General features: G+C 73.4%; 20 protein-coding genes. 10 read left to right on the forward strand and 10 right to left on the reverse strand.

What is annotated here, in order from left to right; genetic code table 11:
• Positions 1–228: 228 nt before the first annotated feature.
• From ACFWEE_RS01955 to ACFWEE_RS01965, 3 genes are all read left to right on the forward strand, one after another.
• Complete coding sequence (locus ACFWEE_RS01955; RefSeq protein WP_386885521.1) at positions 229–1,086, forward strand: helix-turn-helix domain-containing protein; 858 nt, start codon at positions 229–231, stop codon at positions 1,084–1,086.
• A gap of 273 nt (positions 1,087–1,359) precedes the next feature.
• Positions 1,360–1,566, forward strand: a complete 207-nt coding sequence (locus ACFWEE_RS01960) for a DUF397 domain-containing protein (protein WP_386885523.1) — start codon at positions 1,360–1,362, stop codon at positions 1,564–1,566.
• Between the two features lie 806 nt (positions 1,567–2,372).
• A complete protein-coding gene (locus tag ACFWEE_RS01965; protein WP_386885524.1) occupies positions 2,373–3,938 on the forward strand; it encodes a sodium:solute symporter family protein in 1,566 nt (521 codons plus the stop codon).
• 121 nt (positions 3,939–4,059) lie between these two features.
• Here the strand turns inward: ACFWEE_RS01965 and ACFWEE_RS01970 are convergent, their stop codons facing one another.
• Positions 4,060–4,794: an alpha/beta hydrolase gene (locus tag ACFWEE_RS01970; RefSeq protein ID WP_386885525.1), complete on the reverse strand. Its 735-nt coding sequence runs from the start codon at positions 4,792–4,794 to the stop codon at positions 4,060–4,062.
• Between the two features lie 589 nt (positions 4,795–5,383).
• Positions 5,384–6,001, reverse strand: coding sequence for a TetR/AcrR family transcriptional regulator (locus ACFWEE_RS01975; protein WP_386885527.1), 618 nt, complete (start codon positions 5,999–6,001; stop codon positions 5,384–5,386).
• Positions 6,002–6,086: 85 nt separating this feature from the next.
• Here ACFWEE_RS01975 and ACFWEE_RS01980 point away from each other — a divergent pair, with 85 nt between their 5' ends.
• Entirely contained in the window at positions 6,087–6,707 is a 621-nt protein-coding gene (locus ACFWEE_RS01980) for an RNA polymerase sigma factor (protein ID WP_386885528.1), read from the forward strand.
• A complete protein-coding gene (locus ACFWEE_RS01985; protein WP_386885530.1) occupies positions 6,704–8,218 on the forward strand; it encodes a maleylpyruvate isomerase N-terminal domain-containing protein in 1,515 nt (504 codons plus the stop codon). The genes ACFWEE_RS01980 and ACFWEE_RS01985 overlap by 4 nt, the downstream gene beginning before the upstream one ends.
• Positions 8,219–8,254: 36 nt before the next feature.
• Here the strand turns inward: ACFWEE_RS01985 and purU are convergent, their stop codons facing one another.
• Positions 8,255–9,154: a formyltetrahydrofolate deformylase gene (gene purU / locus ACFWEE_RS01990; protein WP_386885532.1), complete on the reverse strand. Its 900-nt coding sequence runs from the start codon at positions 9,152–9,154 to the stop codon at positions 8,255–8,257.
• Positions 9,155–9,182: 28 nt separating this feature from the next.
• Entirely contained in the window at positions 9,183–9,629 is a 447-nt protein-coding gene (locus tag ACFWEE_RS01995; protein ID WP_386885800.1) for a hypothetical protein, read from the reverse strand.
• A gap of 174 nt (positions 9,630–9,803) precedes the next feature.
• Here ACFWEE_RS01995 and ACFWEE_RS02000 point away from each other — a divergent pair, with 174 nt between their 5' ends.
• The gene (locus ACFWEE_RS02000; protein WP_386885534.1) at positions 9,804–11,126 is read left to right on the forward strand and encodes an ABC transporter substrate-binding protein; all 1,323 of its coding nucleotides are present in this window, start codon (positions 9,804–9,806) and stop codon (positions 11,124–11,126) included.
• 129 nt (positions 11,127–11,255) lie between these two features.
• Here the strand turns inward: ACFWEE_RS02000 and ACFWEE_RS02005 are convergent, their stop codons facing one another.
• Together ACFWEE_RS02005 and ACFWEE_RS02010 are read right to left on the reverse strand one after the other, a co-directional pair.
• Positions 11,256–12,740 (reverse strand): hypothetical protein, encoded by a 1,485-nt coding sequence (locus ACFWEE_RS02005; protein WP_386885536.1) that lies wholly within the window; start codon positions 12,738–12,740, stop codon positions 11,256–11,258.
• A gap of 394 nt (positions 12,741–13,134) precedes the next feature.
• Positions 13,135–14,517, reverse strand: a complete 1,383-nt coding sequence (locus tag ACFWEE_RS02010) for a transcriptional regulator (RefSeq protein ID WP_386885537.1) — start codon at positions 14,515–14,517, stop codon at positions 13,135–13,137.
• 352 nt (positions 14,518–14,869) lie between these two features.
• Between ACFWEE_RS02010 and ACFWEE_RS02015 the strand changes: the two genes are divergently transcribed.
• From ACFWEE_RS02015 to ACFWEE_RS02025, 3 genes are all read left to right on the forward strand, one after another.
• Positions 14,870–15,556: a bifunctional DNA primase/polymerase gene (locus ACFWEE_RS02015; RefSeq protein ID WP_386885538.1), complete on the forward strand. Its 687-nt coding sequence runs from the start codon at positions 14,870–14,872 to the stop codon at positions 15,554–15,556.
• Between the two features lie 96 nt (positions 15,557–15,652).
• Complete coding sequence (locus tag ACFWEE_RS02020) at positions 15,653–16,465, forward strand: ABC transporter ATP-binding protein (RefSeq protein WP_386885539.1); 813 nt, start codon at positions 15,653–15,655, stop codon at positions 16,463–16,465.
• Complete coding sequence (locus ACFWEE_RS02025; protein WP_386885541.1) at positions 16,462–18,114, forward strand: transporter; 1,653 nt, start codon at positions 16,462–16,464, stop codon at positions 18,112–18,114. The genes ACFWEE_RS02020 and ACFWEE_RS02025 overlap by 4 nt, the downstream gene beginning before the upstream one ends.
• Before the next feature lie 36 nt (positions 18,115–18,150).
• Here ACFWEE_RS02025 and ACFWEE_RS02030 read toward each other — a convergent pair whose 3' ends face one another.
• Together ACFWEE_RS02030 and ACFWEE_RS02035 are read right to left on the reverse strand one after the other, a co-directional pair.
• Positions 18,151–19,035, reverse strand: coding sequence for an alpha/beta fold hydrolase (locus tag ACFWEE_RS02030; RefSeq protein ID WP_386885802.1), 885 nt, complete (start codon positions 19,033–19,035; stop codon positions 18,151–18,153).
• Between the two features lie 916 nt (positions 19,036–19,951).
• Positions 19,952–20,644: a metal-dependent transcriptional regulator gene (locus ACFWEE_RS02035; protein ID WP_328721153.1), complete on the reverse strand. Its 693-nt coding sequence runs from the start codon at positions 20,642–20,644 to the stop codon at positions 19,952–19,954.
• Between the two features lie 274 nt (positions 20,645–20,918).
• Here ACFWEE_RS02035 and ACFWEE_RS02040 point away from each other — a divergent pair, with 274 nt between their 5' ends.
• A complete protein-coding gene (locus ACFWEE_RS02040) occupies positions 20,919–21,674 on the forward strand; it encodes an SIS domain-containing protein (RefSeq protein WP_386885544.1) in 756 nt (251 codons plus the stop codon).
• A gap of 61 nt (positions 21,675–21,735) precedes the next feature.
• Here ACFWEE_RS02040 and ACFWEE_RS02045 read toward each other — a convergent pair whose 3' ends face one another.
• Both ACFWEE_RS02045 and pdxH read right to left on the reverse strand, forming a co-directional pair.
• Positions 21,736–23,097: a PAS domain-containing protein gene (locus tag ACFWEE_RS02045; protein WP_386885545.1), complete on the reverse strand. Its 1,362-nt coding sequence runs from the start codon at positions 23,095–23,097 to the stop codon at positions 21,736–21,738.
• A 419-nt stretch (positions 23,098–23,516) separates the two neighbouring features.
• Positions 23,517–24,152: a pyridoxamine 5'-phosphate oxidase gene (gene pdxH / locus ACFWEE_RS02050; RefSeq protein ID WP_386885804.1), complete on the reverse strand. Its 636-nt coding sequence runs from the start codon at positions 24,150–24,152 to the stop codon at positions 23,517–23,519.
• Between the last annotated feature and the right edge of the window lie 68 nt (positions 24,153–24,220).

The following is a 24,220-nucleotide window of genomic DNA, read 5'->3' on the forward strand; positions in this document are numbered from 1 at the left end:
GTGCGGGAGACCGCCCGGAAACCGTGCGGGAGACCGCGCGGAGAATCACATACCGCCGTGCCGACGTCCGCGAAGACCCGGTTCGGGAGCCGCACCACACGCGGGGCAGCCGGTCTTCCGGCTGCCCCGCGTGCTTGCGTTCCCCGTTTTCCAGCGAAGCGCGGGCCAAGGGTGGCAATCTGCTGAGAAGTAGATACGCACAGCTACATAGCCGGAGGTGCCGTTTCCGTGCCGTCCACCGTCAATCCCACCGTCAGGCGACGTCGGCTGGGCCAGGAATTGCGCCGCCTGCGCGAGCTCAAGGGCATGACCGCCGAAGAGGTCGCCGACCGCCTGCTGGTCTCCCAGTCGAAGATCAGCCGGCTGGAGAACGGCCGCCGTTCCATCAGCCAGCGCGACGTCCGCGACCTCTGCGGGGTCTACGAGGTCGAGGACCACCGCATCGTCGACTCCCTCATGCAGATGGCGAAGGACTCGCGCCAGCAGGGCTGGTGGCACGCGTTCGGCGACATCCCGTACAGCGTCTACATCGGTCTGGAGACCGACGCGGAGTCGCTGCGCGGATACGAGCCCCAGGTCATCCCGGGGCTGCTCCAGACGCGGGCGTACTCCGAGGCGCTGATCACGGGCGCCCTCCCGGAGGCGCCGGCGGCCGACATCGAGAAGCGGGTGAACGTCCGGGCCCGCCGCCAGGACCGGATCAACGATCCCGAACGCCCGTTGCGCCTGTGGGTCGTCATAGACGAATCCGCGCTGCACCGGACGGTCGGCGGCAAGCAGGTGATGATCGAGCAGCTGGAGCACCTGGTGGCCTGCTCGAAGCTGCCGCACGTGACCGTGCAGGTCCTGCCGTTCGACATGGGCGCGCACCCGGGCATCAACGGGCAGTACGCCATCCTGGAGTTCCCGGACACGGCCGACTCCAGCGTGGTCTACATCGAGGGCGTCACCAGCGACCTCTACCTGGAGAAGGCGAACGACGTGCAGCGGTACAGCGTCATGTACGAGCACCTGCGGGCCCAGGCGCTCAACGTGGAGCAGAGCCGCCACTTCATCGACGAGATCGCGAAGAAGTACACGGACTGAGCGGGGGCAGAACCGGGCCGGCACCCCTGAGGGCGAGGGCTCGGACCCGTCGCCCCGCCATAGCGGGTCATGTGCGACATGCGGCGATGCGACGTGAGGGGCGACGGCACGATACACCGTCGCCACCTCACCGGGTAAGAGTTCATTGGCAATTGCCATCCGGTCGAGTGAACGGCAATTTCAGCCGGGGGAGTTGGCGAGTAGCGTCGATCACGCCAGCTGAAAGCAGTCTGGTGCGAGGCTCACGACCAACTCATCGAAACCGGAGTGAACATGGCTATCATCCAGGGTGCTACGGACATGTGGACCAAGTCCTCGTACTCCGGCGGCAACGGCGCCTGCGTCGAGGTCAAGTCCCCCGTCGCGCTCTCCATCGCGGTCCGCGACTCGAAGGTGACCGAGGGCCCCTCGATCACCTTCGTGCCCGGCGCCTGGAACGCGTTCGTCCGGGACGTCGCGGAGAGCACGCTCGACGTCTGAGCCCGGTGAACTCCGCCGGCCCGCTCACGTGCCGCTCATCCGGCCCTCTCGACCGGCCCGCCGTCCTGGCCGAGAGGGCTCGGCCCCACCCGCTCCGTACGGGGTGACCGAGCGGTACGCGCGCCTCACCGGTACGCCGCGGGACGGCACGGGCGGTCATCCGCCCCGGACACCGCCCGTGCCGCGTACGGACCCCGCCGCACGGCACGAACCGTCGGCACACCCGGGTGGGAACCGGCGTTCGCACCGGCTCTGCTCCGGCATCGCCGGATGTCGACCGACCAAGTTCCCCCCTCCTCGACCGCACGGGACCCGCATCCCGTGCGGTCTTGCCGTGTGCGCGCCGCACGCGGATCGGGAGACCCTTTCCCGGGCCCGCCGCGCACCGCGGCCGGGACCGCGAGGACGTGACGGCGGTGGTGTTTCCCGGCGGTGCGATCGCGAACCCGGTTGCCCGGGAAGCTGATTGACGCCCGCTCGTCGCCGATTCCCGTCTCCGCACGGGCCGTTCACCGCGTCGCGCGTATCGCGTGCGTCGCGCGCATTCAATGTTTCGGACAGCCTGACGAAGTGCCCGCCCATCGTGTGGCCGCCGCCATGTCCGCACAACGCCCCGCCAGGTCAAGAACAGGCAAAATCGTTCGGGTTACTGATTCGCGTTCACACTCATGGACGACCATGCCTTGACCGCGTACACGCGGAAGCGGTTCAATCCCCCAAGTCCCCGTTACCCGCGCGGGGTACCGCTGAACGGCCGTACTGACGAAGAGCGTTCCCGTTCACAAGGCGGACCCCTGGAGGGGTACATGAACAGTCTCGACTGGACCGTACTCATCGGCTACTTCGGTGTGATGGTCGCGATCGGACTCTGGTCGCACAAGCGCGTGGACACCGTCGGCGACTTCTTCACGGCCGGCGGCAAGATGCCGTGGTGGCTGTCCGGCATCTCCCACCACATGTCGGGATACAGCGCGGTGATGTTCACCGGTTACGCCGGTATCGCCTACACGTACGGGGTCACGTCCTTCGTCACGTGGTCGCTCCCGATCGCCATCGGCATCTTCATCGGCGCGAAGCTCTTCGCGCCCCGGCTCAACCGGCTGCGCTCGCGCCTGCGGGTCGCGTCGCCGCTGGAGTACCTGAAGAACCGCTACAACGTGGAGACCCAGCAGGCGCTCGCCTGGTCCGGTCTGCTGCTGAAGATCGTGGACGTGGGCGCCAAGTGGGCCGCGATCGCCACCCTGTTGTCGGTCTTCACCGGGCTGACCATCACCCAGGGCATCCTCATCACCGGCGTCATCACCGCCATCTACTGCACGGTCGGCGGCCTGTGGGCCGACGCGCTCACCGAGCTGGGGCAGTTCATCATCCAGCTCTTCGCCGGGCTCGCGATGCTGATCGCGGTGATGGGCAAGCTGGACGGTTTCTCCACCCTGTGGACGGTCTGGGACAAGCTCCCCGACGGCCACGCCGACCCGACCGCCGGGCCGTACACGGTGACCTTCCTGCTCGCGTTCCTCTTCATCAAGACCTTCGAGTACAACGGCGGCATGTGGAACCAGGCCCAGCGGTACATGGCCACCGACTCGGCCCGCTCCGCGACCCGTTCGGCCCGCCTCTCGGCCGTCCTCTGGTTCGTCTGGCCGCTGGTGCTGTTCTTCCCGATGTGGTGCGCGCCGCTGCTCGTCCACGCGCAGAAGCCGGACGCCTCGGACAGCTACGCCCTGATGACCGAACAGCTTCTGCCGCACGGACTGTTGGGCCTGGTCATCGTCGGCTTCTTCTCCCACACGATGGCCATGTGCTCCTCGGACGCCAACGCCATCGCCGCCGTCTTCACCCGCGACATCGTGCCGACCTTCGCCAAGTCCGCGCGCGGCTGGAACGAGCGGGCCGGCCTGATCGCGGCGCGCTGGACCACGATCGCCTTCCTCGCGCTGTCGATGGCGGTCGCCACGCAGGTCAACTCCCCCACGTTCAAGGACATCATCACCGTCGTCATCAAGTGGGTGGCCGGTCTGATGGGCCCGATCGCCATCCCGTTCATGCTCGGACTGCTGCGTCCGTTCCGGAAGTCCGGGCCGACCGCGGCGCTGGTCAGCTGGGCGCTGGGCCTGGTGGCGTTCTGGCTGGTCAACTACCCGATCAACTGGGCCGTGGACGGCGGTGTCCCGCTCCAGTACCAGGTCTCGGTGCCGCTCGCGGTCTCCCTGGTGCTGTACGTCGTGATCGGGTTCGTGAAGCCGGAGGACACCCCGGAGCGCGACGCGGTGCTCGCCCGCATCAACGAGGACGGCGACGACGGTTCGGCCGCCGCCTCCCTCCCCGCCCAGGGCGGCCCGGCCACGGACACCGCTCCGGTCCGGGACTGACGCCCGGCGGCACCCGGGGGTGGTACAGGCCCACGGGCCGGTACCACCCCCGGTGCGACTCCGGCGACCACCGGCCCGTGGACGGGCCCGGGGCGGGGGCAGGGCCGCGCCGGGACCGCCCTCAGCTCAGATGCCGGGCGAAGAACCTCTCCGCCTCCTCCCCCGCGAACTGCGGGACGCCGGTGTGGCCGCCCAGGTTGGCGCTGAGGGTCTTCTCCTCGGAGCCGAAGGCGTCGAACAGGTCCAGGGACGCCTGCCGGTCGTTGCCCGCGTCGTCCCACTGCAACAGGACGTGCAGCGGAATGGTGACCCGGCGGGCCTCCTCGAAGGTGACGCGGGGGACAAAGCTCCCGGCGAAGAGAACGGCGGCGGAGAGGCGCGGTTCGACCGCGGCGAGCCGGGTGCCGATGGAGATGACTCCTCCCGAGTACCCGACCGGGCCGCCGATCCCGGGCAGATCCAGCAGGGCGTCCAGGACGGCCTGCCACTCCGGGACCGCCCTGTCGACCAGCGGGAGGACGAGGGCGTCGATGATCTCGTCGGTGACCGGCTCACCGGCCGCCATGGCCCGGCGCAGGTCGGCGCCCGCCTGCTCGGCGCCGGGCAGCCGGGGCCGGTCGCCGTATCCGGGGAGCTCGATGGTGGCCGCGGCGAAGCCCTGCGCCACGGCGCTCCGGGCCCGGCCCACCAGCCGCGGATAGGCCCGGCTCAGCCCGATCGGAGGGGGGCTGAGCAGGATCGGCGGCACCGGAGCCGACGCGGACGCGGGCGTCCACAGGATGCCGGGGATCTCGCCGAGGGTGAAGTGCCGCTCGACGACACCGTCGTCGAGGAGCTGTTCAGAAGTGACCTGCATGGTCGTGCCTTTCGGGAGAGCACAGAAACGGCGCTCCCGGACGACGACCTATCGCCCGACCGTGACCCCTGAGGAGAGCACCCACGTCGTTACGTTCACGGGTACCACCTCCTCGGTCTCTCGCACGGCCTCCGAGAGGATAGCAAGCCGTCGCGTCCGGGGGAGTCACATCTCCCGTCCGGTCCGTCCTGTCCGAGAGGGGTCACGCCTCCCGTCCTGTCCGAGAGGGGTCACGCCTCCCGTCCGGTCCGAGGAGGGTCACGCCTCCGCCAACCGCCGGACGCAGTCGCCGCCCGAGCTCCTCTCACGCGTCATGGCCACCGTCCGCTTCGTCTCCTGGGGCGCACGGCCGCTCGGCGCCCTCGGCGCCGGACTTCTCGCCACGTACGCGGGAACGCACACAGCCCTGTGGACGGTGTGCGCCGCCGCGCTCCTGCCGCCGCTGTACCTGCCGACCGTCCCGGTGGGCCGCCGCCGGGACCCCGTCCGACGCCGCCCGGAGACGAACCGGCTCGCCGTCCGGCGCCTGGCCGCTCTCCGGGGCAGGCGTCACGCGGGGCGCGGACGCGCGGCGCGGCGGCCGTGGCCGTCAGTTCCCGGCGCGGGCCCGGAGCGCGTCCAGGACGAGGTCGAGGACCCGGCCGGTCCGGTCGGGGGTGCCGTCGTCGGCCACGGGGTGGAAGACGCCGAAGACCATGGTGGTGATGTCGCCGGGCTCGACGTCCGCGCGGAGGGTGCCCGCGCGCACTCCGGCCGCGAGGATGTCCGCGATCGCGGCGGTGAGGCGTTCCCGGGTGGCCGGGGTGGCGATGGCCCCGGAGGCCCAGCCCGCGCGGAGGGTGCCCAGCATCCCGCGCTTGGCCGCGACGAACGCGGCGTAACGGTCCATCCAGACGCGCAGCGCGACCTCCGGCGGGAACTGGGCGAGCAGGCCGGGGGCGCTGTCGGCGACGGCGTCGAGTTCGGCCGCGAAGACGGCCTCCACCAGCGCCTCGCGGGTCGGGAAGTGCCGGTAGAGCGTGCCGATGCCGACACCGGCCGCGCGGGCGACGCCCTCCAGCGGGACGGTGTCGTCGGCCGCCGCGAACGCCGAGCGGGCGGCATCGACCAACTTCTCGCGGTTGCGCCGCGCGTCGGCGCGGGCGGGGCGGGCGCCCCCGGACCCGGGGGACCGTGCGTCCGGCGCTTCAAGGTGCACGAGGGGCACGGGGGCACGTTTCAGGACCGACCGCAGGGCGCAGGACCGACCGCAGGGCGCAGGACCGACCGCAGGGCGCAGGGCTGGGGGTTTCATGGCGTACGGCGCACCTCCCCGCTGGGACCGCAGGATGCAGCAACGGCTGGCCCGCGGCGAGGCGGCGGCCCTCGGCGAGCTGTACGACCGGTTCGCCGCCCTCGTCCACAGCCAGGCCCACCGGATGCTGGACGACGACGACGCCGCCGACATCGTGACCCGCGAGGTCTTCACCCATGTCTGGGAGAACCCGGACGCCTACGACCCCCGGCTCGGCTCCATGCGCTCCTGGGTGGCCCGGCTGGCCCACCGGCGGTCCGTGGCGCGGCTGCGCTCGGAGGAGGCCGAGGCGTACGAGGACGAGGACCGCCCCGGGGCGGACGCCGGGGACGACCCGGGGCGCACCCCGCCGGAAAGCTCCGACCTGGACGAACGTCTGCGCAAGGCGACCGCGGCGGCCCGCGCCGACTACATCGCGGCCACCATGCCCGAGCCGCTGCGGGCCGCGCTGGAACTCGCGTACATCCAGCGCCGCGACTACCGGCAGACCGCCGCCGACCTCGGGGTGACCGAGATCGAGGCGCGCCGCCGGCTGCGACTCGGACTCCAGCTGCTGTCGAGCGCCAACCTCGCCCCGGTGGACGGTTTCTCGCCGCCCGGCTACGGACGTGCGCTGTGAACGGCCACGACGACGGAAGCGGCGGTACCGGCGACGAGGTCCGGCGCGCACGGCGCATACCGGGGCCGCGCAGCGCCCCGGACGACCTGGCCCTCGGCTCCGTGCCGCGTCCGGTGCTCCCCTCGGACCTGGCGGATCTCGCGGACCTGACGGACGTGGCGGACCTGCCCGGGGCCGAGGGCGCGGCGGACCAGCCGACGACGGAGGCCGGGAAGGCGGCGGAGACGGAAGCGGAGACGGGGGACGAGGCCGTGACCGCGGCGGGGGACGAGGCCGGGACCACGGCGGGGGCGGAGTCCGGGGCCCGCCCGGAAGCGGAAGCGGAAGCGGTGCCGCGGCCCCGTCGGCGGCCGGAGGAGCCGCCCCCGTTCGTGCTGCCGACCGTGCCGGTGCCGGTGATCCCGATGCCTGAGGCCTCGCACTCCGTGCTCCGGTCCCTCCTCGGCGCGTGGGCGCTGGCCGCCTGCTCGGCCGAGGAGAGCGCGACCGTCGAGGAACACCTCACCACGTGTCAGCCCTGCCGCGACGAGGGGACGCGCCTGCGGGACGCGGTGGGACTGCTGCACACCGACCGTTCGCTGGACCTCGACCCGAAGCTCCGCTCCCGGGTCATCGAGGGCTGCCTCGAACGGCGTCCGGCCGGAATCCCCCTGCCGGAGTGGGCGGCGCCGTACGACGCGGAGACCGCCCGGCTCGACGCGCTGCTCCGGGACATCGGCGACGCCGAGTGGCACGCGCCGGTACGGCTGCGGTGGTTCGAGGACGAGAAACCCGCCACCCGGAAGACGACGGTGGCCGGGGTGATCTCCCATCTGCTGGCCGTCGACGGCATCGTGGCCGAAGCGCTCGACGTGCACGACCCGTCGGGCCCCAAGAACCTGCCGCGTACGCCGACCGCGCGCACCGAGGCCGTCTGGGCGGAGTCGTCCCGGCCGGTGACCCGGTCCATCCGCACCCCGTGGCGCGACCTGAACCACACCCTGCTGCGGACGGTCTCGTTCGCCGAGCACGCGGTGGCGGACGACTCCGTCTCGTACGGCAGCTTCTCGCTGTCGGTCCGCGACTCGCTCCTGGAGCGGGCCTTCGAGTGCTGGGTGCACGGCTGGGACATCGCGCGGGCGGTCCACTATCCGTACGACCCGCCGGCCGCCGGGCATCTGAACCGGATGGTCGACCTCGCCGCCCGGCTGCTGCCCGGCGCGCTCGCGGTACGGCGCCGGGCGGGGCTGGCCGCCCCGGCGAAGGAGCTGGTCGCGGCGGGTTCGCCGGGACGCTCGCTCCACCTCGAAGTGGAGGGCCGGGGCGGCGGGGACTGGTACATCCCGCTGGACTCGCCCGCCGCCGTCGGTTCGGCCGACCGCGCGGTGGCCCAGATCGCCCTCGACGGCGTGGAGTTCTGCGAGCTCGTCGCGGGCCATGTGGAGCCGGTGGAAGCGGCGGTGGGGCAGGTCGGCGACCGCCAGGCCATCACCGACGTGCTGTTCGCGGCGGCCTCGCTCAGCCGGCTGTGACACGGGGCGTACCGGCCGGGCGAGGACGGGAAGCCGTCAGGCGAAGATCACCGTGCGGCGGCCGTTGAGCAGGATGCGCCGCTCCGCGTGCCACTTCACCGCGCGCGCCAGCGCCTGGCACTCCACGTCCCGGCCGATCGCGACGAGTTGGTCCGGGGTGACGCCGTGGCCGACCCGCTCGACCTCCTGCTCGATGATCGGGCCCTCGTCGAGGTCGGCCGTCACGTAGTGCGCGGTCGCGCCGATCAGCTTCACGCCCCGGGCGTGCGCCTGGTGGTAGGGGCGGGCGCCCTTGAAGCTCGGCAGGAAGGAGTGGTGGATGTTGATGATCCGGCCGCTGAGCTCCTTGCAGAGGTCGTCGGAGAGGACCTGCATGTAGCGTGCGAGGACGACGAGTTCGACGTTCTGCGCGCGGACCAGTTCCAGCAGCTCCGCCTCGGCCTCGGCCTTGGTCTCCCGGGTGACGGGGATGTGCCGGAAGGGGACGTTGTACGTGCCGACCAGTTCGGCGAAGTCCTCGTGGTTGGAGACGACGGCCGCGATCTCCACCGGCAGCGCGCCGATCCGGGACCGGAACAGCAGGTCGTTCAGGCAGTGCCCGAACTTGCTGACCATCAGCACCACCCGCATCCGCTCCGACGCGAGGTGGATCTGCCACTCCATGTGGAAGGAGTCGCCGATCGCGGCGAAGCTGGCCCGCAGCTTCTCCAGCGACACCGGGGAGGACGCCGAGAAGTGGACCCGCATGAAGAACAGGCCCGTGTCGTGGTCGCCGAACTGCTGGCTGTCCTCGATGTTGCACCCGGTCATGAAGAGATAGCTCGACACGGCGTGCACGATGCCCTGTTTGTCGGGGCAGGACAGGATGAGGACGTACTGCTCGGAGTCGGCGTCCGGGGCGTCCGGGGCGGGGGAAGCGGGCTGCGGCGCGGTCATCCCCGTAGCCTGCCACACCCTCCCGGTCTCAGGCCGATCTGGTCATGATGCGGAGGACGTCCAGCGAACGCGGCGGGACGTCCGGGTCGTCGCCGTCGTTGGCGGCGAGCAGCACGTGGGCCTCGCGGGCGGTCTGGACGGCTTCCGGCCAGCCCGCGTGCTCCAGGTAGGCGGAGACGGGGGCGTCCGCGCCGACCTGGTGCATGATGCGCAGCACCCGCAGCACGGCGGCGTCCACGGCGGCGGCCTCGGCCGGGTCGCGGAAGATCGTCCCGATGTACTTCTCGGCGGACCAGTTGTCGAGCCAGGTGTCCTCGACCAGGCGGTACACGGCGTCGGTGACGTCGCCGTACCCTTCCCGGCCGGCCAGCCAGCACTCCTGGTGGAAGACGGGGTCCGAGAGCATGTGCAGCGCCGAGCGCACGTTGCTGCGCCAGCGCCACCACGGCATGTCATTGAGCGGCATGCCGTCCATGGTGGTGGAGCGGCGGCCTCGACGGGAAGAGTTCTCCGAACCTGGGTGCACGGTTGTCGATCGTACGTTCCCTCTCGTCGGGTTTGTACGGGCCCCCGGAGTTCACCGTCCCGCCACGCGGCGTTGTCTTTCGCACACAGCTCCGTTACCCGGGGCCCGGCAGGCTCCGTCTCCATGACCGGACGGCGACGCGCCCCTCTTCTCGGCTCCCTCGGCTCTCTCGGCCCCTTCCGTTCGCCCGGGGCCCCGGGCGCGCGACGGCTCCTCGTCGGGGCGGCTGCGGCAGGGTCCCTGCTGCTGACCGGCTGCGGGGCGCTCCCCGGATCGGCCGCGGACTCCGGGAGCACGGTCACGGTGATGACCTGGGCGCCGGGCGCCTCCGACGACGCGGACTCGGTCACGATGGCCGGGGTGACGGCGATCGCCTCCACCTACGCGAAGTGGATCAACGCGCGGGGCGGTCTCGGCGGCCACGAGCTGAAGGTGCTCACCTGCGACGAGGAGGACTCCCTCGCGGGCGCCGAGACGTGCGCGCGGGAGGCGGTCGACCGGGACGTCGCGGCGGTGGTGGGCTCGTACAGCCGGCACGGCCAGACCTTCATGGCGCCGCTGGAGGCCGCGGGCATCCCGTACATCGGCGGGTACGGCGCCTCCGACGAGGAGTTCCAGAGCTTCGTGTCCTACCCCGTCAACGGCGGTCAGGCGGCGCTCCTGGCGGGCAACGGCAGGCAGCTCGCGGGCCCCTGCGACAAGGTGTCCCTGGTCCGTCCCGACTCCATCGTCGGGGACAGCATGGCGGCGCTGCTCGACGCCGGGCTGGCCCTCGGCCACCGGCACGCCGCCGCCGACGTGGTCGCCCCCGAGTCGGCGACCTCGTACGACTCCGAGGCCGCGAAGGCGCTCCAGGCGGCGGGCGACGGCTGTGTCACCGCCGTCCTCGGCGACCGCACCGGCACCTTCTTCGACTCCTTCCGCCGCCTCCCTTCGAACGACGGCGGCGTCAGGATCTCCTCGGTGCTCGGCAGTGTCGGCCAGCCGCTCATCGACAGCACGGGCGGCCGGAACAGCCCCTTCGAGGGGGCGTACGTCACCGGGTGGTACCCGGTGTCCTCGGACGCCCGATGGAAGGAGATGCGCGAGGCGATCCGGAAGTACGCCTTCGAGGACGACACCATCGACCCGGCGGACTCGGCGGTGCAGACCACCTGGGTCGCGTACACCGTGCTGACGGCCGCCGTCGAGGCGCTCGGCGACGGCGAGGTGGGCGCGTCGGCGGTCACCTCGGTGCTGAACCACGGGCTGAAGGTGGACACCGGCGGCCTCACCCCCGAGCTGCGCTGGCGCTACCAGGACATGCTCGGCTCGGCCGCGTATCCCCGGATCGTCAACGGCACGGTCACCTTCCAGGTGGTCCGCGGGGGCCGGCTGGTGTCCCAGAAGACGGGGTTCACGGACGTCACGGAGACCCTGTCCGACGCGAAGGCCGTCCGGGGCTGAGCGGCGCCGAAAGCCCCGGGCTCCGCACGCGCGAGGTGCGGAGCCCGGGGCTTCGGGGGGTCGGGCTCCCGGGGGCTTCGGGGCCCGGGGCTGGGCTCCCGGGGGCTTCGGGGCCCGGGGCTTCGGGGCTCAGAGCTCCGTGTAGCCGCGGCTGGTGAGGCCGTACTTCTCGGCGATGGTGTTCCACAGGCGGGACGCCTGCTTCTTGGCGGTGGTCGCCTCGCCGCTCTTCTCGCCCGCCTTGCTCGTCTCGTTGGTGGTGGCGGCCTTGCCGCCCTTGCACGTCTTCTTGCCCTTCGCCTGGTGCGCCCAGTTCGCGTAGTGCTCGTCGGCCGAGGCCGAGGCCTCCCAGGCGCGGGTCAGCGAGGAGGCGAGCGCGGCGTTGTCCGGCAGCTGGTCGATCGCCACGCTCTTCAGCCGGGTCACCAGGTCACGGCGCTGCTGGGCGGCGTCCTTGAGGTCGGAGGCCGCCTGGTCCAGGTCCTTGCAGCTCTTGATGTCCTCGACGGCGCCGATCACCGTGTTCCGGCTGTTGTTGCTGTCGGCGAGCAGCTTGTCCAGCTCCACCGCCTGCGGCTTCGCCGGGTCTTCGGCGGCGGGCTCCGAGGAGTCGGCGGCCGGTGAACTCGCCGAGGCCACCGGCTGCTTGTCGTCCTTCGACTCGCCGCCGCTCAGCAGCGCACCGGCGCCGAGGCCGACGACCGCGCAGCCGATCACCACGGCCGCGATGAGCGGGATGTGCGCGGACCTGCGGCGCGGCGCGGGCTCGGGCTCGTACGCCTGCTGGGGGCTCTCGTAGCCCTGGGGGCTCTGGTAGCCGGGCGCGTACCCCTGCTGCTGCGCCTGGGGCGGGAGTTGGCCGCCGGGGTAGCCCTGGGGCGGTCCGGCGGGCTGTCCCTGGGGGTGGCCGCCGTAACCCTGGTGGGCGGGCTGCTGGTGGTGCGCGGGGTCGACCCGGGGCATCTGCGTGGTGGCGCCGGCCGGTTCGTCGTTGCGGAAGAGGTTGTCGAACTCCGCGGGGGGCCGCCGGTCCTCCGGCGCCCCCGGGCGTATGCCGTACGGGGCGCCCGCGGGGGTTGGCGGGATGTACTGGGTCGCGTCGCCGTCCTGCCCGGCCGGGACCGGTGCGATGAACTGCGTGGCGTCGGAGTCCCCGCCCGGCGCACCCCCGGGTACGGCCTCCGGCGGCAGCGGCTGCGCGAACGGCTGCGGCTGGGCCGGGGGCATCGGCCCGCCCTGCTGCGGCGGCTGATACGGGTTCGGCTGTCCGCCCTGGTAGCCGCCGGGCGCCGGGAGGTACTGCGTCTGCTGACCCTGCTGGTACGGGTCGGGGGCGCCGTACCCGCCCTGCTGCGGGTACCCGCCCTGCTGCGGGTAGGGGGACGGCTGCTGCTGGCCCTGCGCCGGGCCGCCCGGGTGCTGCTGCTGTGGCGCCTGGGACCCCCACGCCTGGCCGTCCCACGGGGAACCCCCCGCCGGGGCGGACTCCTGCGGGCGGCCGTTCGCCGCCGCGGGGTTCCAGGGGGCGCCACCGTCCGCGGGCAGCACGACACCTTCGTGGGCGGGCCGTACAGCAGGAAGCTGCTGATCGTCACCCTGTCCGCTCTGCGTCACCGGGACTCCTACGTGTCAACCTACGGAATCGTCGGCTCACGCTATCGGGTGGTTGCCCGGCTTCGCCAAGCGCGTCCGCGGCCCGCACCGTCCCTTCACGACCCGTACGGCCGCGCGAGGCCCCCGGGAGCGCCGGGCGGCAAGCGGCGAACGGGCCCCAGGGCACCGGAGGAACCCGCAGCTCAGGAGCGTGGGAACGCCGGGGCCCGCGCCCGTCCGGCTCGTGCGGGACGGCATCCCGCGCGGGACGGACGGGCCCGCACCGAGACATCCGCCACGTCGTCGGGGCACCGGCGCACGCGCACGTACCGGAGTGCGGTCGGCGCACACCTTCCCGTACGGCGCGTGCGGTGGCACCCGGTCCCGGACGCCCGCGCGCCCGGCCGGCCGGCCGTCAGGCGGCCTGGAGGTCCAGACGCGCGCTGAACTCGCGGACCGACGACTCCTCCCCGTACGGCAGCAGCCGCTGCTGGAGGTCGTCGAGGTACTCCGCGCCGCGGCTGGAACGCACCGTCTCCAGCAGCTCCACCGCCCGCAGGCCCGTGTAGCAGGCCTGTTCGACCTCGCGCTGCTGGACCTGCGCGGAGGCGAGCAGCACCAGGGCGATGCCGCGCCGGCGGGCCCTGGTCTCGGGGAGCACGGCGAGCGCTTCCTTCGCCCGGCGGGCGGCGGCGGTGCCCTGGCCCAGATCGCGGTGGCAGTGGGCGAGTTCGTCGGCGAGGTACCCCTCGTCGAAGTGCGCGATCCAGGACGGGTCGTCGCCGGAGGACGCGTCGGCCCGCTCCAGCGCCTCCACCGCCCGGCCGGCCACCTCCTCGCAGGTGCCCGCGTCGCCCAGGGCCGCGTGCCCGCGCGCCTCGGCGGCGAGGAACATCGCCTCGGCGCGCGGCGTCACCTGCCCGCGCGCGCCCTCCTGCGCCGCGCGCGCGAGCTGCGCGATCTCCCGGGGGTTGCCGAGCTGGGCGGCGAGATGGCTCATCGACGCGGCCAGCACATAGCCGCCGTAGGCACGGTCGCCCGCGGCCTGGGCGAGGCGCAGCGCCTGGATGTAGTAGCGCTGGGCCAGGCCGGGTTGGCCGGTGTCGATCGCCATGTAGCCGCCGAGTTCGGTGAGTCGGGCCACCGCGCCGAACAACTCCCGCCCGACCGACTCCCGGTACGCCCCCGAGAGCAGCCCGGAGACCACGCTGTTGAGGTAGTGGACCAGCACCGGGCGGACGTGCCCGCTGCCGAACCGGTGGTCGAGGTCGACCAGTGCGGCGGTCATCGCGCGGACCGCCTCCACGTCCGAACGCCCCACCCGGGCCCCGGCGTTCCGCGCGACCTGGGAGTCCGTCCCGGTGATCAGCCAGTCCCGGCTCGGCTCGACCAGGGCGGAGGAGGCGACGGTGGAGCCGGAGAGGAGGTCCCGGCGGCCCACGTCACTGCGCCACAGCTCGCAGACCTGCTCGATGGCCCCGAGCACGGTCGGGGCGAACTGCAGGCCGACGCCGGAGGCGAGGTTCTTGCCGTTGGCCATGCCGATCTCGTCGATGGTGACCGTGCGGCCGAGCTTGCGGCCGATGGCCTCGGCGATGATCCCCGGCGCCCGGCCCCGGGGCTGCTGCCCGCGCAGCCAACGGGCCACGGAGGTCTTGTCGTACCGGAGATCGAGTCCCCGTTCCGCGCCGACCATGTTGACCCGGCGGGCCAGGCCTGCGTTGGAACACGCGGCCTCCTGGATGAGCGTCTGGAGCCGTTCGTTCGGCTGTCGGGCTACGAGTGGTCTGGCTGCCATGGACTCCCCCTGGAGAACGCGGTGACAGGTGAACAGGTGGTGGCATCGGACGGGCAGTGGCATCACTGCCCGTCGCCGGCTCAAGCAATGCGCTCATTCCTCTGTATTCGGTACGACCGGCATGAGTGCTGCTGTTTTCGGCCACTTCACGCAAAAGACCCGTGCGTCCCGCCCCACGGCCCCCGGGACAGCCCGAGGACCGGGCCGACGCACGGCCCTGGCCTTCCCTACCCACCCGTCGGCGCCCGGCCCCGCACGCGCCCCCGCCCGTGCATCCGTGCGCCCCGTATGCGGTGCCGATGCACCGGCACCGCGGTCCGGCGCACCGTAACCCCCGGTGGCGCGAGGAGTTGTGCTGGACGTGGAAAAGCCGATCACAGTCACGGGAAACGCCCCGCTCCCCCCGCAGCGCCGCGAGCAACTGCTCGACGCCGCCGTCCGGTACACGGAGGAACGCCACTGGGACGTGTTCCCGGGCAGCTGGCTGGAGGCGGTGGACGGACACGAGCGGTGCTGCTGCGGCGACGCCCACTGCGCCCTCCCCGGCGCGCACGCCCTGCGCCCCGACTGGGCGGGTCAGGCGACCGGCAGCGGGGCGGCGGCCCGCCGGATGTGGTCCAAGCAGCCGGGCTCCTCCATCCTGTTGCCGACCGGCCGCAGCTTCGACGTGATCGACGTGCCGGAGTCGGCAGGCTTCCTGGCGCTCGCGCGGATGGAGCGGATGGAGCTGACCCTCGGCCCGGCCACCTGCACCCCCGACCGCCGCATGCTCTTCTTCGTCTCCCCCGGCGCCGCCGCCAAGGTCCCCGACCTCGTCATGCACCTCGGCTGGAACGCCGCCTCGATCGACCTCGTCGCCCGGGGCGAGGGCCATTACGTCGCCGCCCCGCCCACCCGCGTCGGCGGCCGGGGCGCGGTCCAGTGGGCCCGCCGCCCCACCACCGCCAACCGCTGGCTGCCCGAAGCGGAGGAGCTGGTCAGCCCGTTGGCGTACGCCTGCGCCCGCGAAGCGGCGGACGCGCGCACCCGCCCCGCGTAGGGCCTGTCGTCGAGGTGCCGTCGGCCGGGCGGTGCCCCGGCCCGCACGCGCGGCCTACGCTGACCCCCACGAACGGGGAGAGCGGGAGGTCGTGCCATGCCTGACCGGAGCGAGACGGACACCACCACGGAGGCGGTGCAGGCGCCGCCCGCCGTGCGGGTGCGGGGGCTGTGGAAGCGGTTCGGGGAGCAGGTGGCCGTCTCCGGGGTCGACCTGGACCTCCCGGCGGGCCGGTTCGTCGGCCTGGTCGGGCCGAACGGCGCGGGCAAGACGACCACGCTCTCCATGGTGACGGGGCTGCTGAGGCCCGACCTGGGGAAGATCGAGATCGGCGGCCACGACGTGTGGACCGACCCGGTCGCGGTGAAGGCGCGGATCGGGGTGCTGCCCGAGGGGCTGCGGCTCTTCGAGCGGCTCTCCGGGCGCGAACTCCTCGCCTACAACGGCCGCTTGCGCGGCATCCCCGGCGCCGAGACCGACAAGCGGGCCGCCCAGTTGCTGGACGTGCTCGACCTGACCGGGGCGCAGCACAAGCTGGTCGTCGACTACTCGACCGGGATGCGGAAGAAGATCGGGCTGGCCGCGGCCCTGCTGCACAATCCCGAAGTGCTCTTCCTGGACGAGCCGTTCGAGGGCGTCGACCCCGTCTCCGCGCAGGCCATCCGGGGTGTGCTGGAGCGCTACACCCGCTCCGGGGCCACCGTCGTCTTCTCCAGCCACGTGATGGAGCTGGTCGAGTCGCTCTGCGACTGGGTCGCGGTGATGGCGGCGGGCCGGATCAAGGCACAGGGCCCGCTCGCCGAGGTGCGGGGCGCGGCGCCCTCGCTCCAGCAGGCGTTCCTGGACCTGGTGGGCGCGCGGGCGGCGGACGGCGCGGACGGCCTCGACTGGCTGGGCGGCGGGCGATGAGCGTCCTCGACGGCCGGCCGGGTGCGGTCGCCCCCGCCCCGGAGGCCGGGGCCGGGGGGCTCGTCCCGCTCTTCGTGACGCTCAAGCTGGCGCTGCTCCGCAACGGGCTGCGGCAGTCGGCCGGGCGGCGGGCGGCGTTCGTGGTGACCCTGGTCGTGGTGGTGCTGATCGCGGCGGGGCAGGTGCTGGGGCTGGTGCTGCTGCGCGGTGAGGGTCGGGACGCGGCGACCGTGGTGGTGCTGGCCACCGCGGTGCTGGCGCTGGGGTGGGCGGTGCTGCCGCTGTTCTTCCCGAGCGGGGACGAGACGCTGGACCCGAGCCGGCTGGTGATGCTGCCGCTCCGGCCCCGCCCGCTGGTACGGGCCCTGCTGGCGGCCTCGCTCGTGGGCGTGGGACCGCTGTTCGCGCTCTGCCTGCTGGTGGGTTCGGTGCTCGCGGTGGCGCACGGGGCGGGTGCGGTGGCCGTCGGCGTGGTCGCCGTACCGCTGGCGCTGCTGATCTGCGTGGCGCTGGCGCGGTCCGTCGCCACGGCCAACATCCGGCTGCTGACCTCGCGCAGGGGCCGTGATCTCGCGGTGCTGAGCGGGCTGGTGATCGCTGTGGGCATCCAGTTCGTCAACTTCGGGGCCCAGAGCCTCGGCCGGGCGGGCGGGCTCTCCTCCCTGGAGCCGGTCGCCGACGTGGTGCGGTGGCTGCCCGCCGCCTCGGCGATCGGTGCGGTGGACTCCGCCTCGGGCGGGGCGTACGGCGAGGCGGTGGCGCAACTCCTCGTCTCGGTGCTGGCGTTGGCCGGGCTCCTGTGGTGGTGGCAGCGCGGTCTGGTGACGCTGATGACCGCCCCGGACGGCTCGACGATCGCCGCCGCCGGGCCGTCGCGCGAGAAGGCGCGGGGCGGCGGTGGCGGAGGGCTCGGCCGGCTGCTGCCCGAGGGGCGGACCCGCACGGTGATGGGCCGCAGCCTGCGGTACGTGCTGCGGGACCCGAAGACGAAGGGCGCCTGGATCACCTCGCTGGCGGTCGGCCTCATCGTGCCCGTGTTCAACGCCCTGCAGGGCGCCGGTTCGGCCTACTTCGCCTGCTTCGCGACGGGGCTGCTCGGGATGCAGATGTACAACCAGTTCGGCCAGGACACCTCCGCCTTCTGGATGGTGGCGCAGGCCATCTCCTCGCCCCGGGACGCGTACGAGGAGCTGCGGGCGCGCGCGCTGGCGCTGGCCGTCGTCATCGTGCCGTACACCCTGGCCGTGGGCGTGGTGACCGCCGGGCTGCTCGGCTCCTGGGGGTCGCTGACCGGGGTGTTCGGGGTGTCGTTCGCGCTGCTCGGCGGGATGCTCGGGCTGGGCGCGCTGGCGTCGGCGCTCTTCCCGTACTCGATCCCGCAGGAGGGCGGGTTCAAGAACGCGGCGCCGGGGCAGGGCGGACTGGCCTGGGTCTCGGGGATCGGCGGCATGCTGGGCTCGGTGCTGGCGGCCTCGCCGGTGGTCGTCCTGACGGTGGTGCTGACCGTGACGGACCACCGGTCGCTCTGGCTCGTGGTGCCGGTGGGCGCGGCGTACGGCCTGCTCGTCGCCTGGGCGGGGCTGCGGCTCGCGGCGACGCGGACGGCGGCCCGGCTGCCGGAGATCCTCGCGGCGGTCAGCAAGGGGTGAGCCGCGTGCGGGGCCGCGGGGCCCCGCACGCGTCGGTCAGGACACCGCCCGCGCCGGGGAGGCGTCGGCGAGGGCCGCCAGGAAGGGTTCGACCGCGGCGCGCCAGGCGTCCGGCCGGTCGTAGTGGACGAGGTGGCCGGCGTCGGGCACCTCGGCGTACTGCCCGAGCGGCAGCACCCGGACCATCTCCTGGGCCTCGGCGCGGCCCAGCTGGGCGTCCGTCCCGCGCAGCACCAGCGTCGGGCAGCGGACCTGCGCCAGCTCCTCCCAGTGCGCGTCCAGGACCCAGGTCGCCCGGGACGCCAGCATCTGGCGGCGGGAGAAGACGGGCCGCCAGCCGTCGTCGCCCTCGGCCATGACCTCGGCGAAGAACTCGCCGCGTGCGGGGTTGGGGCGTTCCACCCACGGATCGTCCTCGCCGAACCACTTGCGGACGGCGGCGAGGGTCGCGAAGGGGAGCGGCCAGGAGTCGAGCCAGTCGCTCCACTCGCGCTGGGTGGCGGCGCCGGGCGCGGAGGCCCGCATGTCGCAGATGACCAGCGCCCGGACGAGGTCGGGGCGTTTGGCGGCGAGCTGCCAGGCGGTGAGGGCGCCCATGGCGTGCCCGACGAGGGTCACCGGGCCGAGGCCGAGCTGTTCGACCGCGCTCTCGACGTCGTCCACGTACGCGTCCCGGGTGTACGGGCCGTCCGCGGGCTTCTCGCTGCGGCCGTGGCCGCGCTGGTCGAGCCCGACCACGCGGTACCGCTCCGAGAGCCACTGGGCCTGGGCGGCCCAGTGGGTGGCCCGGCCCATCAGTCCGTGCAGCAGTAAGACTCCCGGCGCACTCGCTTCCTCCGCGCGCCCCTTGGGCGGATCGGTGAACTCCCAGGCCGCGAGCCGGACGCCGTCCGAGCCCGTCACATCGATGCGCCGCACCATATGTCCTGGCATCCCCTTCTGGTTCTCGATCACGGGTGGCCTCGCCGCTCACACTATCGAACCTTTATTCGAAAACGGCGGGTCCGACGGTCAACACCGCTCGTTCGGGTGACTACGTTCCATGATTGGCCGCCGCCGACCTGGGGAGATGTTCAGCGGGGAGCGGGCCGCTCGGGGATGACGGTCCGCGGAAACGACCCTGGGAGCTCGGGGCTCCGGGTCGACACCGGGGAGGACGGGTCCCGGCGCCTTGGAGCGCCGGGGTCTTTGGCCTCCCGGCCACCGCCTCCGCCGCGCTCGCGACCGCGGCGGGGGCGCGTGCGCCGTCGCACGCCCCCGGGGCGGCGCCGACGCGCTCCACGCCCCGGCGCCGACGGCCGGAGGACGACGCGACGGAGTCCGCCGGGCGAACCGGGCCGCCTCGCGCGGTGCCCGGTGGAGGCGTACGTGGGCGCACGGGGGGCGCGTACCGCTGCACGTGCTGGTACGACGGGCGCATTCCCTGCTCCTCCCCTGCCGCACGGCCCACCCGGCCGGCGACCTCAGGTCATATGCCTGGCTCAAGCCTGGCACGCGAGCCGCCCGGCCGCTGCAATTCCGTACGGAAAAGAGAAAGCGGACGTCACGGTTGGATGACCGTGACGCCCGCTTCCGCGGTCCCGTGCGGTGGGACGCGGGGCGTGGCGGGGGTTTCGCCCCTGCTCAGAGCGTGCGCCGCGCGCTCGCGCCGCTCCCGGGCGCTCCTCGGCACACCGGCGGGGCTTCCCGGCGCGCGGGGCGCGGGTCCACCGCGCGTGCTCCCTCGTGCTCCGGGCCGTGCGCACCCCCGCTCCGGCGGATGCGCCCGCACCCGCTCCGTTCTCGGCGGGCCGGAGAGCCGGTCGCTCCGTTCTCGGCGGGACGGAGAGCCGGTCGCTCAGCGCTTGGCGACGAAGACGTGCGAGGCGACCTCGCTGTCCAGCTCCGCCGCCTCCCCGCCCGAGCCGACCAGCACACCGCCCGCCGCCGCCGTCACGCTGACGACGGCGCCCGGCTGGACCCCGGCGCGCCGGAGCGTGTACATCAGCTGGGCGTCGGTCTGGATGGGCTCGCCGATCCGGCGCACCACGACGGTCTTGCCGTCGCTGCCCGGGTCCAGCTCGGCCAGGCTGACCATGCCCTGCTCCAGGAACGGATCGGCCTCGGCGTGCTCGCCCAGCTCCTCCAGGCCCGGGATCGGGTTGCCGTACGGGGACTCCGTGGGGTGGCGCAGCAGCTCCAGCACCCGCCGCTCCACGGCCTCGCTCATCACGTGCTCCCAGCGGCAGGCCTCGGCGTGCACCTGCTCCCACTCCAGGCCGATCACGTCGACGAGCAGACACTCGGCGAGGCGGTGCTTGCGCATGACGCGGGTGGCCAGGCGCCGGCCCTCCTCGGTCAGCTCCAGGTGGCGGTCCCCGGCGACCTGGACCAGTCCGTCGCGCTCCATCCGGGCCACCGTCTGGCTGACCGTCGGACCGGACTGGTCCAGCCGCTCAGCGATACGGGCGCGCATCGGGACCACGCCTTCCTCTTCCAGTTCGAGGATGGTGCGGAGATACATCTCCGTGGTGTCGATCAGTCCGGACATTCGTGCCCCTCATAACTGTGACGGTGAAACGTCATGCTGCCGTGTTGCCGCCGTGCTGTGGCCCTCGTCCAATTCTGACGCATCGCGCTGTCAACCGTGCCGCGCCCGTCGGCAGGGCCCGTCGGCGAACGGCCGGGGACGGTCTTGACAGTGCGGTGGTCCGGACCGCAACGTGATCGGCACCCAGGTCGTGACCGATCCTGCGCGCCCGACGGGAACGGTCGGACGGGGCGCCGCGGACCGGTCGCCCACCCCACGCCGAAAGGGCCCCCCGATGAGCGAGAGCAAGCTGGCAGGCCAGTTCTTCGACGCGGCCATCGGGCTGCTGGCCCGGGTCCGCGACGAGGAGTCCGCCTCCGTCGCGGCGGCCGGGGCGGCGGTCGCCGACACCGTCGCCGCGGGCGGCCGGCTCTTCGCCTTCGGCGCCGGACACTCCTCGCTCGCCGCGCAGGACGTGGTCTACCGGGCGGGCGGCCCCGCCCTGATGAACCTCCTCGCGGTGCCGGGCACCGTCGGGGTCGACGTGATGCCCGCGACCCTCGGCTCGGCGCTGGAGCGGGTGGAGGGGCTCGCCACCACCGTGCTCGCGGCCAGCCCGGCCAGGGCGGGCGACCTGCTGGTGATCGTCTCGCTCTCCGGCCGCAACACCCTGCCCGTCGAGATGGCCCGCGAGGCACGGGCGCGCGGCCTCACCGTGATCGGGGTGACCTCGGTGGCGTACGCGACCGCCACCTCGTCCCGGGCGGCCACGGGCGGCTTCCTTCTCGACCACTGCGACATCGTGCTGGACAGCAAGATCGCGGTGGGCGACGCGGAGCTGACCACCGACGGGGTCGGCGCCCCGTTCGCCCCCGCCTCCACCGTCGTGACCAGCGCGCTGATGCAGGCGACGATGGCCGCCGCCGCCGAGGAGCTGGCCGCCCGCGGCATCGAGCCGCCGCTGCTGCGCTCGGGCAACGTCGACGGCGGCCACGCGTGGAACCGGCGCGTGTTCGACGAGAACCGGGACCGGATCTTCTACCAGCACTGACCGGCCGGCAACCGGCGCCGGCGCGCCCCCGGCGCCGCCCCGGCAGCTCCGTCCCCCGGGGTCAGCCGCCCAAACGCCCGTCGAGCAGCAGCGCCAGGTCCACCGCGGAGGCCACCCGGACCGCCGCGCTCTCCGCGTGGGCCGCGTCCTCCCGCTCGAAGGCCGGGCGGTCCGCCGTCCGCAGGAAGGTCACCACCCCGAGGGTCCGGCCCCGGCTGCGCAGGGCCGCGCAGAGGGCGTGCGCAGCGTGCCGGGGCCACTGCCGGTCGGTCGCCCAGGACTCCCCGGCGGGGCCCGCGCTCACCCGGACCGGGGCGATCCGGTCCAGCGACTGGAGGGCCGGGTGGCCGGAGTCGTAACGCGCGGGGAGCGAGCCCCCGGCCACCAGCAGGCAGGGGCCCGGGGCGTCGGCCGGGGTGGCCGCCGTGCGGACCAGCCGCTCCCCCGCCACCAGGTCGAGCAGCGCGTGGTCGGCGAAGCCCGCCAGCGAGAAGTCGAGGGTGGTCGTCGCCGCCTCCCACGGGTCCTCGCACTCGGCGGCGGCCCTGGCCGCCCGGTGCAGCTGGGCGGAGCGGAACCGCAGCCGGGCCGAGGCCTGCTCGGCGGTACGCGCCTCCGTCACGTCCTGGAACAGCCAGGCGACGCCGAGCGGCACCGCCTCCTCGGTGAGGGGCGAGCAGAGCCGGAGGAAGCCGCTGCGCCAGCAGCGCCGCCGCTCGCCCTCACGGCTGCGCAGGGTCAGCCAGAGTTCGGCGGGGGCGGGCGGCGCCCCGGCGGCGAGCACGTGGTGGAAGGCGCCTTCGAGGTCCTCCACCCCCTGGAGGACGACCTCGCCGAGGGGGCGGCCCAGCAGGGAGGTCCGGCCGCCGCCGAGCGCCCGCGCGGCGTGCGCGTTGACGACGGTGGGCCGCAGATCGGCGTCGACCAGCACCACGCCCCAGGGCCCGTCCCGGAACAGCGCCTCGCTCATCGCGATGGAGCGTTCCAGGTCGATCTGGGCGTGCGCCTCGCTGAACGCGCAGTAGACCCCGGCGGGTCCGCCGTCCCCGCCGCGCATCCCCGCGGCCTGCATCCGGACGAGGACCCGGCCGCCGTCCTTGCGGACCAGCGCGAACTCGTGGACCTGGCGGCCCGCGGAGTCCTGGATCGCCATCAGCCGTCGCCGCACCTCGTCGGCGTCGGGCCCGCGCACCGCCCACCCGGCGAAGCCGTCCCGGCCGACGACCTCGGCGGCGGACCAGCCGAGGACGCGTTCGGCCTGGCGGTTCCAGTGGGTGACGGTGCCGGCGGCGTCGAGGGCGAAGAGCGCGGTGTCCATGCCGTCGAGGAGCGCGGCGAGGAGTTCGGCGCCGGGTCCGGCCGCCGGGGCGCCGGTGGCACCCGAGGCGTCCGACGCGGACTGGCCGGCCGTACCGCTGCCCATGGAAGGACTCATTCCGTACCCCCGCAGAACGTGCCGTCCCCGCTGTACGTACCGCGCCTGCCGGCGGTACGCCTGCCGGCGTGCGTTTGCGCACGTCAGATACCCATTGAACTCGACCGTGACGCGGCGCACAGCCGCTTCCGAGAAATAGGTTGTGCGGCCCGGACGAGGTTTCTAGGCTTGGCGCACACGCTGAAAGGAGGTGATCCGAAAAGTGCAGTCTTATCGGATTCGTGAGGTGGCTGCGGGCTGACAGCCCGTCGTCGCACATCGTGCACCTCGGCAGGCTGTCTGCCGAAACCCAAGCAGTCACCGACCCGCAGGCTCGCCGGTAGATCCGGCCGGCTCCTCCGCACGGAGGGACCCGAGCCTGCGGGTTCTGCTTTTCCCGCTTGCGTGACAGCCCTGACGCCCGGGCCTCAGGGGCAGAGGCGTTCCACGCGCCAGCCGGTCCCGGCCGCCGGGGGACGTACGTACCGCAGCCGGTCGTGCAGCCGGTTCTCGTGGCCCTGCCAGAACTCCACCGTCTCCGGCACGACCCGGAACCCGCCCCAGTGCGGCGGTACGGGCACCTTCTCGCCCTCCGGGTAGCGGGCCGCCAACTCCTCGTACCGCTCGGTGAGCTCACGGCGGGAGCCGATGACCGTGGACTGGGCGCTCGCCCACGCGCCGAGCTGGGAGCCGTGCGGGCGGGTACGGAAGTACGCCACGGTCTCCTCGCGGCTCACGCGCTCCGCGACTCCGGTGACGACGACCTGGCGGGCGAGCGGGTGCCAGGGGAAGAGCAGCGAGACGTAGGGGTTCGCGGCCAGCTCCCGGCCCTTGCGGGACCCGTAGTTGGTGTAGAAGACGAAGCCGCTCGCGTCGAAGCCCTTGAGCAGCACCGTGCGGGAGGACGGGCGGCCGTCCGGCGCGGCGGTGGAGACCACCATGGCGTTCGGCTCGTGCAGGATGCCCCCGGCCGCGACCTGCCGGAACCAGCGGGCGAACTGGTCCATGGGATCGGGGGCGAGATCCTGCTCGGCGAACGCCTCGGAACGGTACTGCTCGCGCATCGCCGCCGGATCGATGGTGCAATCGGAGGACGGGGACACGGCCGGACGGGAAACGGACGGAGGTGTCG

This window comes from Streptomyces sp. NPDC060184 (assembly GCF_042728795.1).
In the GTDB taxonomy this organism is placed as follows: Bacteria; Actinomycetota; Actinomycetes; order Streptomycetales; family Streptomycetaceae; genus Streptomyces.

Coding starts and splice junctions, on each gene's coding strand:
- ACFWEE_RS02010 (WP_386885537.1), bottom strand. CDS start 14,517: ATGGCAGCCAGACCACTCGTAGCCCGACAGCCGAACGAACGGCTCCAG.
- ACFWEE_RS01965 (WP_386885524.1), top strand. CDS start 2,373: ATGAACAGTCTCGACTGGACCGTACTCATCGGCTACTTCGGTGTGATG.
- ACFWEE_RS02025 (WP_386885541.1), top strand. CDS start 16,462: ATGAGCGTCCTCGACGGCCGGCCGGGTGCGGTCGCCCCCGCCCCGGAG.
- ACFWEE_RS01970 (WP_386885525.1), bottom strand. CDS start 4,794: ATGCAGGTCACTTCTGAACAGCTCCTCGACGACGGTGTCGTCGAGCGG.
- ACFWEE_RS02030 (WP_386885802.1), bottom strand. CDS start 19,035: ATGGTGCGGCGCATCGATGTGACGGGCTCGGACGGCGTCCGGCTCGCG.
- ACFWEE_RS02020 (WP_386885539.1), top strand. CDS start 15,653: ATGCCTGACCGGAGCGAGACGGACACCACCACGGAGGCGGTGCAGGCG.
- ACFWEE_RS01980 (WP_386885528.1), top strand. CDS start 6,087: ATGGCGTACGGCGCACCTCCCCGCTGGGACCGCAGGATGCAGCAACGG.
- ACFWEE_RS02045 (WP_386885545.1), bottom strand. CDS start 23,097: ATGGGCAGCGGTACGGCCGGCCAGTCCGCGTCGGACGCCTCGGGTGCC.
- ACFWEE_RS02040 (WP_386885544.1), top strand. CDS start 20,919: ATGAGCGAGAGCAAGCTGGCAGGCCAGTTCTTCGACGCGGCCATCGGG.
- ACFWEE_RS01995 (WP_386885800.1), bottom strand. CDS start 9,629: ATGGACGGCATGCCGCTCAATGACATGCCGTGGTGGCGCTGGCGCAGC.
- ACFWEE_RS02035 (WP_328721153.1), bottom strand. CDS start 20,644: ATGTCCGGACTGATCGACACCACGGAGATGTATCTCCGCACCATCCTC.
- ACFWEE_RS01960 (WP_386885523.1), top strand. CDS start 1,360: ATGGCTATCATCCAGGGTGCTACGGACATGTGGACCAAGTCCTCGTAC.
- ACFWEE_RS02000 (WP_386885534.1), top strand. CDS start 9,804: ATGACCGGACGGCGACGCGCCCCTCTTCTCGGCTCCCTCGGCTCTCTC.
- purU (WP_386885532.1), bottom strand. CDS start 9,154: ATGACCGCGCCGCAGCCCGCTTCCCCCGCCCCGGACGCCCCGGACGCC.
- pdxH (WP_386885804.1), bottom strand. CDS start 24,152: ATGCGCGAGCAGTACCGTTCCGAGGCGTTCGCCGAGCAGGATCTCGCC.